Raw genomic sequence first — 12,581 nt, forward strand, 5'->3', positions numbered from 1 at the left:
CTCACGTTGTTGTCGTTGTGTCCGTTGGGTAGTCCTTTAACTGCAGAATGATGCTTTGCAAAGCAAAGTTGAACCCATCCATACGGGCACTCGGGTCTCGATTTTCGTATTGCATAGCGATATACAGCATAACGGCCAGTTTATATAAATTACTATCGGATTCCGGCACCCCTGCATTGGTCAAATACTCTTTGGCACTATCAATGAGGAGAGTGAGGAAAGAGTCATCCTCACTCCCATCAATCCGAAGATAATTTTTAAGCTCATCCAAAGTCAGGGTAAGCATTTGTCATGCCCCCAATTAAGATGATGCAATAATCCCGAGACTGCGAAGGACCGCTAGAATTTGATTTTGTTTGGTTGCAATGTCTGTTGTAGTGGCTGTTGCCGGGTCGGGATGATCGGCAATAGCATCAGCTTGCTTGCCGTCAGCAGTGATTTTTCCACCTGGCGTCAGGTCAATTTGGTTTAGATACACTGTCTACACCCCTTTCATTAAGCTTGCGGTGCAACTTTAGCAATGCGGAATGCGGATTTCAGTTTGATTTGATGATCAAACCAAGCCGTGACAACAAATTGCTCAATACCGGTTGTGATATCCTTTTGGTTCTCATACAGCGCGTTTAGGTCGTAATTGAAGTGCGAGAAGGAGAAATCACCGACCACTGGATTTACGGCGCTATCGCAAAAGACCACCGGTTTCCCAAGGATTTGCTCAGGCTGTGCCATGTACAGGGTGGCATTGCCATTCGCCAGCGTCTCGATCATGTCAGAGTAATCCTGATACCGCATGACAATCGTGGCGTTTTCGCGGTAATCTTCATGGAGGTCTGCCAATGCCGACTTGATTGCCTTGTACATGCTATCCTCTGTGATCTCCGTGATACCAGAGGCGTAGAACGACATATGTTCTTCACCAGTATTCGGTGTTGTTGCAAAGGCCACTTTCTTTTCTTTTGCGGCGACACCGGATTGCAAGGCCATTTCAACGTAAGAGACCAGATTCTCGTCAGAGCCGTTCAACACCGTCTCAGAGATTCCCGCCAAAACCTTGAATTTATAACGACCAAACGTGACTACATCACCGGTTGCTTGCAATTCTTTCGCAGTTGCCGTGTCTGCAATGAAGTTGTCATCACTGAGGGTGAAAGACAGCTTCGGGATCTCCAGATTGGTAATCTGCGTCACCGTGGAGAGGTTACGAAGCGGATTTTTTACAAAAGGCTCCGTCAGGATGGACGTAGAGACCGTTTTCGGTAAGAATTTTTCACCACCGGTCGAATTATTGTCACCGAGAGCAGCTCGAACATCAGCCGGAATCGGTTTCCCGCGCATAGTCGCACGGATCAGCTCCGCTTTTGCTTTGATGAGGCGTTCCTTGGGGTCATCAATGGTCTTTAAATCCTTTTGAGAAGCCATTTGAGCTTCCAATTTCGCCTTTTGTTCCGCTTCCAACGCATCATGTTGCTGTTTGATCACGTCAAAACGCATTTTCAGGTCTTCTTTTGTCTCCCGCAGAGCCTGAATCTCTTCCGTTGTGGTCTTTGGGTCGATCGCTTTTTCGGCCAATTCACTCTCAACTTTTTGCAGTTGCTGACCGATCGTGACCAAGTTTTGTTTCAGTTCATACAAAGTTTTCATCTGATCAATCCTCCTAAAATTGAGTCAATATAGACTAAATTTGCTTTTGCTTCTTCGGAAATTCGCTTGCGAATCTCCATTTCTTGGGCTGAAATGCCCGTTTTTTCGGCTTTTTGATCCTTTTCGGCTTGATTTTTCAGCTGTTTGGGCACGTTTTTGTATCGATTGAGCCACTCATCGCTAATTGATGCGGCCACCTGACTCGCTTCCAGCACAACATCACACAAACCGTATGCATAAGCCTCGTCAGCCGAAAGCCAGGTTTCTGCGTCAAGCATCTCCTGCAGCTTCTTGTCTGTTAGCTTACTGCCAGCTTTTTGCAAATACGTTTGCTTGACGGATTGTCCGATCCGATCCAGATCGTCAGCGATTTTTCGCAGTTCAGCGGCATTTCCGACCGCAAAACTCCAAGGATTGTGGATCATCAGCATGGAATTTTTGGGCATCGAGACGGTATCACCCGCCATTGCGATCACACTTGCGATCGATGCGGCCAGTGCATCAACATGGACGTTTACCTTGGCCTTGTGGCGTTTCAGCATGTTGTAAATTGCAACGCCCTCGAATACGTTTCCGCCGGGGCTGTTGATATACAGATTGATTACAGAAACATCGCCTGCGGCATCGAGGTCGTTTTTGAAACTCAAAGCAGTGGTGTCTTCCTCGTACCATTGGGAGCTAACAATGTCGCCATAAATAAAAATGTCCGCCGTTTTTGCGTCTTCGGCAGACAGTTTGATTTCCCAGAATTTAGTTGTTTGCTGCGTTTTCACCCGATTTCACCCCCTTTCTCAGGCTCGGGTCCATATCAATCGGGTATAAATCGCCGCTGAGATAGAGTTTTTCTCCTCCCGGCTCCGGCGGCAAATCTTCCAACTGGCGCACTTCATTCGGCTTTAACCAGCCTGTTCGGATTCCTTTCATATAGTAATCTGATTGTGTAGCTGTATCACCTCGCAGTAGAGCATTTACATTAAATTTGAAGTAATAACCGGCTTGCCTTTCAGTCGGTGCAAGCAATTTTCGGTTAAATTCCTGTTCATATTGCCTGACAATGGGCATCAAAGTCAGTTGTACAAACTCTCGCATGAGTTGTTCCATGCTGGAGTAGCTTTGCCCCTCGCTGTCATTGAGCATATGGGCCGGGACATTGAACACGTTGGCCACCCTCGACCTCGTGATCCTCTCAGATGTGAAAATATCGGCAGCAATGAATTTGCGTTCGATAGGATCAATCTCCACGCCCGGTTCTTGGAACAAAATTCCCCCATTATCTTGGTAAAATCGCTTGAAATCGTCAATTACCCGTTGCCTTTTCTCCATATCCACGTTCGCTGCATATTTCAAGATGAAGGAGTTTGGCGCGCTCTGCATCTCCTTCAAACTGAATTCGCGGACCGCTCGGTCAAAATCATTGGTATTGGCCAATACCTTAATCGGACTGATCCCCTTCACTGCGCTGCTCCCGATAATGTGTTTGAAATGAAGAACGTCCATATTGTAGAAATAGTACGTGCCATTGTTGCCAATAACCTGATACCACAAATCACCGGTATCCGTGTCGAAAACAGGGTCTACATAATCCGGATTAAGCGGAGTCAGTCTTGCTACTTGCCCGCGAATATCCCGCTCAATGAGTGCGTATGAATTGCCCTTTTCATTTCGTATCGTCTCCAGGTTCCGGATAAACTCAAAAGAGGTCATGTTCGCGTTTGGTCCGTTTATGAGTACGTCCGCTGCCTGATTAGATGCCAGATCATAATTTCGATAGAGCTTGAGCGGAAGAGACGCCAAACTATTTGACAACCGCGTGATCACGCTGAAAATCGTTTCGTTTGTCGCAAGAGTTGAATTGTCTATCCCCCAAAACGTTCGTCCCATCCAGTTTGTGAAGTCGAAATTTTCACCTTTCCAGCCAGTGATGGCGCCATTAATAGCCGCTTTAAGTCTGGTAAGCCATCGCAAATAATCACCACCTTTCATCGTTTGAGTAGATCGTTCATGGATATAACGCTAATGTTTCCAGCGCCTTGAGGTGCAACCATCCTTTTCATTACTTCTGTATGAGCGTTCAACCATGCGGCAAACCCATCAATTTTTCGGTATCGGCTCTGTTTCGTAGGGAGCCAGTTACCGTTTCGGTCTTCCACCAGCTTGACGTTGTTGAGATACCAGCGAAACAGTTTATTTCTGTTGAAAATCACCTTTCCATCAAGTAAAAGTTCCTTCACATCCTTGAGTGCTGGGCTGAGAGTGATGGCCCCTTGCCGGACTACTTGAGTCTGGAACCCATAGCCTTTCATCTCTTCGACCAATCGGAAGGCATTGGCTGGGTCGTAAGTAATCAATTCGATTGCGTACCGCTTGGATTGATCGACGAACCAATCGAAAACATACTTGTAATCGACGTAATCGCCCGGGCAGATCGTGAGTAGCCCTTCCTCTTGCCACTCACAGAATGGTAGTTTTTCGTTATCCAGCTCTACCTTCCGTCGCGGCACAAAAGAATGAGATAGGACCGCTATCCGTCCGTCAGCCAGCCAGAATTCCAAGCAGACGGCGGTAAAGTCTTCGGTCTGGGATAAGTCAAAGCCGCCGATGCAGCTCATTCCGGTCAAATCATCCGGGGCGATCGTGCTGTCGTTTCGCTTGATCACCTCGTAATCAATGAAAGATTGCTCATCTGACTGAACGAACAGATTGAGCCGCTTGGTGATAAAGTCATTACGTTCTGCTGGGATGTGTTTTCGGGTGTTCCACTCCTCGATCATGGTTTCGAGATCGATCGACACGCCCAGATTTGGGTTGGCTTTTACCCAGTTTTCAGGATTAGCGATGTCGTCATCCTCGTCCAGTTCCGCGATGAAGTAGAACGATCGCTCATCCTGAATCACGCCTTCCAACACGTCCGCCGCTTTTTCGTAGTAGTCCATCAACGGTCCATCCAGTTGATAACCGGCGGTTGTGATATAAAGAATTAGCGGCTGCTGGCGCGCGCCGGTACTGTTTTTGATGACGTTGATTAGCTTGTAATCCTTATACTCGTGTATCTCATCGAAGATCCCGAGATGACAGTTCAATCCGTCCAGTTTTTCGCTGTCGGATGCCTGCGGCTCGATCTTGGAAAACGTCTTGTCAAAATGAATCGCATCCCGCAACACCCGGAAGTGTTTGGACAAGAGCGGCGATGACTTCACCATCTTCTGGCACTCATCGAATACCACGCGGGCCTGTTTCATGGAGTTGGCCAGCAAATAGACATCGGCGCCCTTTTCGCCGTCTTTGGAGCATCCGTAGTTGGCCAAACCGGAAACCATCGTCGATTTCCCGTTTTTTCGGGCAACAAAAATAAGCCCCTCTTTAAATCGACGGAGTCCAGTGTCTTTGTGAACCCAGCCATAAAGCGAACCAATAACGAAGTGTTGCCAGGGCTGGAGAATCAAACGCTTGTAATTCCCTTTCGATGGCTTGCAAAAGCGCTGGATGAACTCGATTGGCCGTAATGCCTTTTCCTTATCAAATACAAACGGGAAATCGTCGGTTCCCTGACGCTCAAGATCGCGCAAATGACGCTCGCAAGCCAAACGTACCTTTTTTGAAACGACTATGCGGCCAGCAACTGCGTCCTTGGCATAGGATGTGGTCATCAGGTCAGAACTCTTCAAACTCATCCACCGTCACCACCTCCGTGATCTTCTTCTCGGAGGCAGGTGTCAGTTTCAGTTCAGCCTGAAGCTTCCGCTGCTGTTCGACGATCTTCAGGATCTTGTCCACCGACTTGTTTTCGCGGAACATTTCCTGTGAGCCGTTTTTGAACAACTCCACGACGCCGCGCTCCTTGATATCGGCCATATGATCCTGTTTCAACTGTTCCAGCAAGACAATGTTGTCCACGATCATCATGGTCCGATCATTGAGCGCATTCTCTTTTTCCAGTTCCTGTACAATGATATGGAACAACTTTTTTGCCTCTTTGTGCTTGATGATGCGTTTGGGTTTGTATTCCGCCGCCATTTCAACCCCCCCTCACATGAGAATTTGTGCCGCGCTGAAAACGAAGGGGCCGCGCCGGTCTACGGCTCCCCGCATCCCGAAATTTTGGGTAGGGGGGCTATGTCGCTTCAGCGTTGGCCACCGATCGAATCACACGCGCTTTCCGCTTCTTCCTTTCTTTCGGCTTGCCTTGTCCTTTCTCCGGATGCAATTGATTATGACAAGTCGCACAAATACTGATGAGATTCGACTCATCCAACGCTCGATCCGGATTGGCTTTCAAGTGTTCAATATGATGGACAGTATTTGCAGGAATCAGCTTTCCTTTTCTCAAACATATTTGACAAAGATAATTATCCCTAGCAAGAATAGTTTCCCTACATTTCTTCCATGTTCTACTTTTATAGAATGGTGTTTTCTCCATGCTCATCACACTTAGGAGGGTAATATGAATAAATATCAACTAAGCGCACTACACAAATTCAATGAATGGGATCAATTAGATTATGTCATTATCGACACTGAAACAACCGGGCTTACTAAGTCATCCGAAATTTTAGAGATCGCAATCATCGATAAACATGGTCAGATCTTGGTAAACACTTTTGTCAGGCCTAAAGGAAGAATCCCTAAAACAGCAACGGATATTCATGGGATCAATCGAGCTATGGTCAAGGATAGCCCTACCTTCCCCGAAGTATGGGAGCAGCAAGTTTGGCCAATTATCAAAGATCGTAAAGTGCTTATTTATAATGCTGATTACGACACGAGATTAATGTTGCAGAGCTTAAAGAAATGGGATGTTCCAATTCATTATCCCTTTGATGTTGATTGTGTAATGAAAGCATATTCCAATTTTATCGGATCTCCCCGATGGGTTAGCCTTGAGAAAGCTTGTGGTCATAAAATCGAGCATCGCGCCCTGTCTGACTGTTATGCGACACTAGAAGTCATCCAAAAGGTTCTGAGTATCGCTAAAGATGAAGTTGCCGCTGCCAAGGCTCCCGCTAAAAAAGAATCCAAAAAACGCAATAAGCCGATCAACACAGCAGCAGAGAAAAAAACAGATCCAAAGGCGAAACTAGACAAACCAACTCCAATGGCCCCGACATCTTCCAACGAAGTTCTGACATCTCAAACACTCGATGTCACGTCAAAACCTGTTGAGGCAACCCCAATATCAGAGATCACATCAGAGGGCAAGCCATTAGATCAAGAGCCACAATCGTCGCATCAATTGCAGATTAACCAGAAAAACACAAAGGATCCATTTTGGAAAAGAATTCTTCGGATACTCACCGGAAATTATTAAGCCACCTTTCAAGGGTGGTTTTGTTTCCGATACCGCCGGACCAATGCTTTACATGTATTACGTAACTTTTCAAGACGGTTTAAGTCATTCACCCGGTCGATGGCCTTTATCATTTTCTTTGCGTAACGGACTTCAGCGCGCCATCCCTCTGGCTTTATTTCCTTTAACATCAAGATCAATTCCTCAAAATAAGCTCGATCACGAGCGACTTTAGACTCAAACGACGGTGGAGGTTTAACAAGGTTCTTTTGCGTCATGTTCTCCTCTCCTAGAAGTGATTATTTTACCCTAGTAACCAACAAAAAAGGCCAACCGCGTCAGCGATTAGCCTAGATCCGCCTATTATTTACACGCATAAATTATGCTCATTTTTCATTGACGCGCATAATTAATGCGTGTTATAATATTATCAGAAAAGAGGTTACGAGATTGGGCAAGGTTCTCAAATGGCGTCAAGTCCTGAAAGAACTTCGCAAAAACGGATTTCACCCTGACCCAAACCACAAGAAAACTGATGGAAGCCATAACGTTTGGGTACATAAAGAAACCGGACGGAAAGTCACCGTCGCTCCTCATCACCTCGGCGACGATGTTCCGAAAGGTACACTCAAAAGCATTGAGCGCCAATCAGGACTGAAATTCTAATCCTGACCCCGAAGGAATTCCTTCGGGGAACCTCACCCAATCTCTTCATCCTCCAATTATATCACAGGAGGGGTTGGCTAATGAAAAACCACTTTATCTATCCTTGTGTTTTTGAGCAGGCCCAAAAAAATGTTAGCTTCTACTTCCCGGACTTTCCCGGTTTTGTTGGATCGCATGAAAACATTGAAAAAGGGCTGCCTGTTGCTCGTAATTTATTGGCAGAAGCTATTTTGCAGTACGAAGCAGAAGGAAAAGAGCTTCCTTCTCCTTCCGATCCAAAAGATATTGAGCTTTATGATCCGACTGATCGAATTGTTTATGTGGAAATTTGGATGCAGCCTTATCGGGATGAGGCTGCAAATAAAGCTGTAACAAAAAACTGCACTCTCCCCAAATGGCTTCGTGATGCGGGAGAAGCGGCAGGTTTGAACTTTTCTCAACTGCTCCAAACGGCAATCAAAGAAGCGTTGGGAATCAAAGAAACCCGGTAGGGAATACCCTGCTGGGTTCTTTTTCTGTTTTGCGTTTATGATACCCTCATCAGATCGATCCAAGCTTAATCTTGATCCTTTTAATCTTTCTTCCGCTTGGCCCCCAAGAGTAACGATCACGATTAACTCCGCAGGACATACATGGGCCCCGGCATTTTCACATTTGGAAAATAACGGCATGGATTTACTCCATAGGATCGATACATTCAGTTCACCTCCATGAAGAACTGTAAAGACCCGCGCTCGAACCGATTCGCTGTATATTCCATTACACCTGAGCTGTCCAAGTGGTCCAGGATGGAATAGAGAGTAGCCCGAATCTCGTTGATGTCATTTTCCGGGACACCATAAAAACAAAGATCATTCAGCTTGGCCACTACCCGGCAAACGCCGGCTTGAATATTCGTCCTGATGTTTTCGCTCAAGATGTCATCACCCGGACATAAAATTTGTTGTTATTACGAATAAATAATTGCGCCAACCAAATCACCCTGAAACAAAAAAGAGCTGCCCAATTTACTTGGGGAGTTCTTTTTTTTCACTGAAGCCTCTTTTTTAGTGTTTAGTGAAAGCGCACTTTCGACTCGTTCACAAATGAATAGCATATCTCGAGTTTGATGTTGGAGGTGAAAAAAATGGGTTTTAGTTGCGGCAGTTGTTTCGGTAGTTGTTTTGGCGGTTTTGGTTTGAGAAGGCTTTTAATTTTCCTTCTCGTTATCGCCACCATCTTCGTCTTTGTCGGCGGAGGATTTGGTTTTTAACAAAACCTGAAAAAACCGAAACCAACTGAAACCTGAGCACCCTAACTCCCTCCCAACCAAGTAGAGCTACCCATTATCGGGCAGCTCTTTTTCATTCATAAAAACAGGGGTCTAGGAGCCTCTCTGAGCGATGAAAAATCGCTCCGAATACTCTGGGGTACCCCCTGATATTTAAAAGGCCGTATAACGAAAAAATCGAAATCATATTGCATTTGCATCGAACTCTTTTGATTGTCCATATTCCTTCATCAATTTATAAAACGTCCCTTTTTTCAGCCCTAAAACCTTCATGAACTGGACCGCAGTAATCTCTTTTCTTTGCCACCGTCCATAATTGTCTTCCAACAGACGGCGCTGGTCTGGTGTCAAGCTATCCAGAGTGATCGCCGGCCTACCCAGATGTTTCCCTTTAGCCTTAGCGATCGCAATGCCTTCCCTTTGTCGCTGTTTAATGTTCTCGCGTTCCCGTTCAGCCACGAACGCCAGCACCTGAAGGACTAGATCGCTCACAAAAGAACCAAGCGTGTCCTTATGTTTTGTCGTGTCCAGGAGCGGCATGTCAATCACCCGGATGTCCGCACCGATCTCTTGGGTGATCTCTTCCCATTCGCGCTTAATCTCTCGGGAGTTACGGCCGAACCGGTCGATTGACTTGATATAAAGAATATCGCCTTTTCGTAAGAAACGTTTAAGGGCCTGATAATTGGGACGGTTGAAGTCTTTCCCGGACTCCTTATCAATGAATATGTCGCGCTCTTCGATGCCGAGTGCCAGCATTTCCTCCATTTGTCGGTCAATGTTCTGGTCCTTGGAACTCACCCGAATGTATCCAAAAACCTTCTGCATCATCCCACCCTCTTAAATAGCCTTGTTACTGTAAATTATAGCAAATCTGTCTATAATGGTCTATCTAAATTTATGGACGTTTATAAATTTATTTATGTACCTTTATAAACACTAAATAAGCTATTTGAAAGTAGGATGGAACAGTGTTCTAAAAGGTGTACCTTTATAGACACTAATAAATGGAAAAAGTACCTTTATTGAAGCCAGGAGGAGCGGACGATGGAGGGAACCCACTCCCCTTTTTAGTGATTTCCTGGCTTAGAGCAAGGGTGGAAGGAAGAAGACGGCCCAATTTTGAACAGATGGGAATATCATCCGAAGAGTTAAGTCCACCCCTGCTCTAAACTAGAAAAAAGATTCACTCGCTAGCCCATGCATTTTTCCTTTTCGATCTCTTTCATGATTTTTGTCATCTCATACCGTATAGACTGAGCTTTCCTTAAATCTCCTTCTCGAAGCGATTTTTCCCAAAGTCGAATAATGGAATCCAAAGTGATCATGAAATCATTCCTCATCTCAAATTAATTAAGAAAAAGAGCCGGGATGCGCAACTATAATAGAGACGGACTTTCACCTCCGTATCTTAGATATCCCCGGCTTAATGGTATACGCTCACGCTCACGGATTCCGATAAATGAAAGGTGATCAATTGATAATTTTGATCAATATCATCATATCATAAGAAATCAACCTGTCAGTTCACTCTTAGTTCCTTTCGTTGAGGTTCTCATACTCAATTTTTTAATCCAACTGTAGCTAAAATTGAGATCGGCGGCGATTTCCGCCAGCGTCATCCCCTTCACATCCCGCATATAAGCTACTTTACCTTCAATACTTTCAATATCAGCCATTCTCTTCTCCATCTCTTTCCGGGCCTTCTCCTTCTCTTCCAGGATCACGCTGTAGGCTTCCACCTGGTCACATATCTCTTTCATTCGATTCAAGCAAACGTCCAGCGGGATCGCTCGATTGATCCGAGCCCCAAAACATGACCGATACCAAAAATTATATTCAGCCTCTAAATCCTTGATTCGTACTTCCAAAATATCAATTTCCGCACATAGATCATGATATAGCCGCCCAACCATTCTGCGATCCCTCCGTTAGCTTATTTGAGCTTCTGGCAAAGATATAAACTCCACTTCAACCTTTTGTTTGCTCGGATGATCCACAATAAAGCGGTCAGCCGTCATTTTCCAAACCAATCGGAACTAAACAATCCGGCGTTTAACTGAGGATTTTTCGTCTTCATCTTCCGTTTTGGCGGAGGACCAAATAACTCAAGTTGTATCATCGTGCTCCTCCTCAAAGTGAATTTGAATCTCACGAGCCTTTGAATCAGTCCTAAAATTTGTAACCCGCCGGTCGAGTAGCTCCACTGAAATCTGGCTAATCAGGCTTTGCAACGTCACCCTGATGCTTCGTCCGTCAATTACGGCCCCTCCCGGTGTCGGATTCGGCAGCTTCACCCTTACCACTTTTGCCATGCTGATCACTCCTCTTGTTGCATAACCCGTCCACATCCGCAAACGATCACGATGGCCGGTATATTCATGACTATCGACTTGCCGCACTTGTCGCAACGGTAGACGGTTCCTTTCGGTTTTCGCTTCGGTTTCTTCTCTGCTTCTCGACTTTGCATCATCTCAAATATGTCCATTTGAATCATCCCTGCTGGCAGGCTCATGATTTTCTACCTCCATGATGGCACGTAATATCTGATAGGCGACTTGTGGGACAATTGCGTTGCCTAGTGCTTTCAATCGGTCTTTTCTGTGTTTTACTCCCTCTACTACTCTCGGCGGCTCCCAGGGGTGTTGCTGTTGCCCTAATCCTGCTGGCCATCGATGTCTGACCATCCCGGCGCCCATCAGGCACTCGACCCAATCGGGATTGAGCTTCTGCCCTTCTCGGATCAGCGCCCCGGGTACTGAATCCCGTTCCTTCTGTGACGGTGGCAAGGTGGCGTTTTTCCCATCCTGCGCTGTCGGTGTTGGCCAAAATTTTACCATTCGGCCAAGGCTGAGACTGCAATTGTTTCCGGTTTGCACATGTCTTCTGATAGTCCCGTTCTTTGTAATTGTGAACTTGTCGTTCTTGCCAATCACTGCTCCCGCTGTTGCATCGCTGGCGGTTGGAGTCGCCCACAATCCAGACCCGATCCCTTCTGTGTGGTGCCCCGACGGCTGCAGCTGGAATAATAAACGCTCTGACGGTGTAGCCTTCGCTTTCCAGGTCAGCAATGACGTCATCGAGTGCCAGTTTAATGAGTCCAGTAACGTTTTCTCCAACAACCCAAGCGGGCCGCAATTCCTTGATAATTCTAAACATCTCCGGCCAGAGGTGGCGGTCATCTTCCTTGCCTCGTTGCTTGCCGGCAACACTAAATGGCTGGCAGGGGAATCCTCCGCAAACAAGCTCAATTGTTCGATCGCCATTTATAACACCGTCCCTTTCCAGTTGTTCTTTCGTGACTGATCGGACATCGTCGTAAATCGGTACGCCAGGGAAGTTTTTGCGTAACACCTTCTGGCAGAATGTCTCAATCTCGCAAAACGCCGCTGTCTCCATTCCTGCCCAATGCGCTGCCAAGCTGAAGCCACCGATCCCGCTGAACAAATCAAGAACTCTCATGATGCATCTCCTCTCTCAAACTGCGGGATCACTTTGTTTTTCCTTCTAAACGGGATCACCTTCGCCATGTTTTGTGCTTCTGTTTCGCGTTGTTCTTGGATTCGCTTGATGTACTCTCTCCGCTCTCTCGCTCGTTGTCTCGCTCGTTCCCGAGCTTCCTTTGCTTTTTGCTCCTTCTGCTGTTCTTTCACATTCAGGACAACGATCGTAACGACCAATACTCCCATCTTCATCCAAAAACTCAAACCAGCCTTTGTC

The 12,581-nt window shown here is 46.2% G+C and carries 20 protein-coding genes; 4 read left to right on the plus strand and 16 right to left on the minus strand.

From position 1 onward, the window contains the following. Position 1: 1 nt before the first annotated feature. From I8U17_RS00070 to I8U17_RS00105, 8 genes are all read right to left on the minus strand, one after another. Positions 2-286, minus strand: a complete 285-nt coding sequence (locus tag I8U17_RS00070; RefSeq protein ID WP_198058855.1) for a head-tail connector protein — start codon at positions 284-286, stop codon at positions 2-4. A gap of 15 nt (positions 287-301) precedes the next feature. After that, the gene (locus tag I8U17_RS00075) at positions 302-478 is read right to left on the minus strand and encodes a hypothetical protein (RefSeq protein ID WP_181735440.1); all 177 of its coding nucleotides are present in this window, start codon (positions 476-478) and stop codon (positions 302-304) included. Between the two features lie 17 nt (positions 479-495). Next, entirely contained in the window at positions 496-1,641 is a 1,146-nt protein-coding gene (locus I8U17_RS00080; protein WP_198058856.1) for a phage major capsid protein, read from the minus strand. Then, complete coding sequence (locus I8U17_RS00085) at positions 1,638-2,414, minus strand: head maturation protease, ClpP-related (RefSeq protein ID WP_198058857.1); 777 nt, start codon at positions 2,412-2,414, stop codon at positions 1,638-1,640. The genes I8U17_RS00080 and I8U17_RS00085 overlap by 4 nt, the downstream gene beginning before the upstream one ends. Beyond that, the gene (locus I8U17_RS00090; RefSeq protein WP_033100771.1) at positions 2,392-3,606 is read right to left on the minus strand and encodes a phage portal protein; all 1,215 of its coding nucleotides are present in this window, start codon (positions 3,604-3,606) and stop codon (positions 2,392-2,394) included. Before I8U17_RS00090 ends, I8U17_RS00085 begins: the two co-directional genes overlap by 23 nt. Before the next feature lie 14 nt (positions 3,607-3,620). Next, positions 3,621-5,312 (minus strand): terminase large subunit, encoded by a 1,692-nt coding sequence (locus I8U17_RS00095; protein ID WP_198058858.1) that lies wholly within the window; start codon positions 5,310-5,312, stop codon positions 3,621-3,623. Beyond that, a complete protein-coding gene (locus tag I8U17_RS00100) occupies positions 5,293-5,655 on the minus strand; it encodes a P27 family phage terminase small subunit (protein ID WP_033100740.1) in 363 nt (120 codons plus the stop codon). Before I8U17_RS00100 ends, I8U17_RS00095 begins: the two co-directional genes overlap by 20 nt. Positions 5,656-5,752: 97 nt before the next feature. After that, positions 5,753-6,058, minus strand: coding sequence for an HNH endonuclease (locus tag I8U17_RS00105; protein ID WP_232330816.1), 306 nt, complete (start codon positions 6,056-6,058; stop codon positions 5,753-5,755). A gap of 24 nt (positions 6,059-6,082) precedes the next feature. Between I8U17_RS00105 and I8U17_RS00110 the strand changes: the two genes are divergently transcribed. Beyond that, positions 6,083-6,946 carry a 3'-5' exonuclease gene (locus I8U17_RS00110; RefSeq protein WP_198058860.1) on the plus strand — a complete coding sequence of 288 codons (864 nt, stop codon included), beginning with the start codon at positions 6,083-6,085 and terminating at the stop codon, positions 6,944-6,946. Between the two features lie 8 nt (positions 6,947-6,954). Here the strand turns inward: I8U17_RS00110 and I8U17_RS00115 are convergent, their stop codons facing one another. Then, complete coding sequence (locus I8U17_RS00115; protein ID WP_198058861.1) at positions 6,955-7,203, minus strand: hypothetical protein; 249 nt, start codon at positions 7,201-7,203, stop codon at positions 6,955-6,957. Positions 7,204-7,375: 172 nt separating this feature from the next. Here I8U17_RS00115 and I8U17_RS18665 point away from each other — a divergent pair, with 172 nt between their 5' ends. Together I8U17_RS18665 and I8U17_RS00125 are read left to right on the plus strand one after the other, a co-directional pair. Next, complete coding sequence (locus tag I8U17_RS18665; protein WP_198058862.1) at positions 7,376-7,591, plus strand: type II toxin-antitoxin system HicA family toxin; 216 nt, start codon at positions 7,376-7,378, stop codon at positions 7,589-7,591. A gap of 80 nt (positions 7,592-7,671) precedes the next feature. Next, positions 7,672-8,082, plus strand: coding sequence for a type II toxin-antitoxin system HicB family antitoxin (locus I8U17_RS00125; RefSeq protein WP_198058863.1), 411 nt, complete (start codon positions 7,672-7,674; stop codon positions 8,080-8,082). 206 nt (positions 8,083-8,288) lie between these two features. Here I8U17_RS00125 and I8U17_RS00130 read toward each other — a convergent pair whose 3' ends face one another. After that, entirely contained in the window at positions 8,289-8,507 is a 219-nt protein-coding gene (locus I8U17_RS00130) for a hypothetical protein (protein WP_198058864.1), read from the minus strand. A 210-nt stretch (positions 8,508-8,717) separates the two neighbouring features. Between I8U17_RS00130 and I8U17_RS18530 the strand changes: the two genes are divergently transcribed. Further along, positions 8,718-8,843 (plus strand): hypothetical protein, encoded by a 126-nt coding sequence (locus tag I8U17_RS18530; protein WP_255518232.1) that lies wholly within the window; start codon positions 8,718-8,720, stop codon positions 8,841-8,843. Between the two features lie 201 nt (positions 8,844-9,044). Here I8U17_RS18530 and I8U17_RS00135 read toward each other — a convergent pair whose 3' ends face one another. The 6 genes from I8U17_RS00135 to I8U17_RS00160 all read right to left on the minus strand — a co-directional run bounded on the left by I8U17_RS00135 (position 9,045) and on the right by I8U17_RS00160 (position 12,556). Beyond that, on the minus strand, positions 9,045-9,692 hold the full coding sequence (locus tag I8U17_RS00135; protein WP_198058865.1) for a recombinase family protein: 648 nt from the start codon (positions 9,690-9,692) through the stop codon (positions 9,045-9,047). Between the two features lie 683 nt (positions 9,693-10,375). Then, the gene (locus tag I8U17_RS00140; RefSeq protein ID WP_198058866.1) at positions 10,376-10,732 is read right to left on the minus strand and encodes a hypothetical protein; all 357 of its coding nucleotides are present in this window, start codon (positions 10,730-10,732) and stop codon (positions 10,376-10,378) included. 237 nt (positions 10,733-10,969) lie between these two features. Further along, a complete protein-coding gene (locus I8U17_RS00145) occupies positions 10,970-11,176 on the minus strand; it encodes a hypothetical protein (protein ID WP_198058867.1) in 207 nt (68 codons plus the stop codon). Positions 11,177-11,181: 5 nt separating this feature from the next. After that, positions 11,182-11,376 (minus strand): hypothetical protein, encoded by a 195-nt coding sequence (locus I8U17_RS00150; protein WP_198058868.1) that lies wholly within the window; start codon positions 11,374-11,376, stop codon positions 11,182-11,184. Beyond that, on the minus strand, positions 11,373-12,323 hold the full coding sequence (locus tag I8U17_RS00155) for a DNA cytosine methyltransferase (protein WP_198058869.1): 951 nt from the start codon (positions 12,321-12,323) through the stop codon (positions 11,373-11,375). The genes I8U17_RS00150 and I8U17_RS00155 overlap by 4 nt, the downstream gene beginning before the upstream one ends. Beyond that, positions 12,320-12,556, minus strand: a complete 237-nt coding sequence (locus I8U17_RS00160; protein WP_198058870.1) for a hypothetical protein — start codon at positions 12,554-12,556, stop codon at positions 12,320-12,322. Before I8U17_RS00160 ends, I8U17_RS00155 begins: the two co-directional genes overlap by 4 nt. Positions 12,557-12,581: the final 25 nt, after the last annotated feature.

It is taken from the genome of Thermoactinomyces sp. CICC 10521 (genome assembly GCF_016055135.1).
GTDB classification, from domain to species: domain Bacteria; phylum Bacillota; class Bacilli; order Thermoactinomycetales; family Thermoactinomycetaceae; genus Thermoactinomyces_A; species Thermoactinomyces_A daqus.

Excerpts from the sequence above, each read along its gene's own strand:
- I8U17_RS00100 (WP_033100740.1), bottom strand. The coding sequence starts at position 5,655 with ATGGCGGCGGAATACAAACCCAAACGCATCATCAAGCACAAAGAGGCA.
- I8U17_RS00110 (WP_198058860.1), top strand. The coding sequence starts at position 6,083 with ATGAATAAATATCAACTAAGCGCACTACACAAATTCAATGAATGGGAT.
- I8U17_RS00155 (WP_198058869.1), bottom strand. The coding sequence starts at position 12,323 with ATGAGAGTTCTTGATTTGTTCAGCGGGATCGGTGGCTTCAGCTTGGCA.
- I8U17_RS18530 (WP_255518232.1), top strand. The coding sequence starts at position 8,718 with ATGGGTTTTAGTTGCGGCAGTTGTTTCGGTAGTTGTTTTGGCGGTTTT.
- I8U17_RS00150 (WP_198058868.1), bottom strand. The coding sequence starts at position 11,376 with ATGAGCCTGCCAGCAGGGATGATTCAAATGGACATATTTGAGATGATG.
- I8U17_RS00095 (WP_198058858.1), bottom strand. The coding sequence starts at position 5,312 with ATGAGTTTGAAGAGTTCTGACCTGATGACCACATCCTATGCCAAGGAC.
- I8U17_RS00070 (WP_198058855.1), bottom strand. The coding sequence starts at position 286 with ATGCTTACCCTGACTTTGGATGAGCTTAAAAATTATCTTCGGATTGAT.
- I8U17_RS00135 (WP_198058865.1), bottom strand. The coding sequence starts at position 9,692 with ATGATGCAGAAGGTTTTTGGATACATTCGGGTGAGTTCCAAGGACCAG.
- I8U17_RS00125 (WP_198058863.1), top strand. The coding sequence starts at position 7,672 with ATGAAAAACCACTTTATCTATCCTTGTGTTTTTGAGCAGGCCCAAAAA.
- I8U17_RS00145 (WP_198058867.1), bottom strand. The coding sequence starts at position 11,176 with ATGGCAAAAGTGGTAAGGGTGAAGCTGCCGAATCCGACACCGGGAGGG.
- I8U17_RS00160 (WP_198058870.1), bottom strand. The coding sequence starts at position 12,556 with ATGAAGATGGGAGTATTGGTCGTTACGATCGTTGTCCTGAATGTGAAA.
- I8U17_RS00115 (WP_198058861.1), bottom strand. The coding sequence starts at position 7,203 with ATGACGCAAAAGAACCTTGTTAAACCTCCACCGTCGTTTGAGTCTAAA.
- I8U17_RS00105 (WP_232330816.1), bottom strand. The coding sequence starts at position 6,058 with ATGGAGAAAACACCATTCTATAAAAGTAGAACATGGAAGAAATGTAGG.
- I8U17_RS00080 (WP_198058856.1), bottom strand. The coding sequence starts at position 1,641 with ATGAAAACTTTGTATGAACTGAAACAAAACTTGGTCACGATCGGTCAG.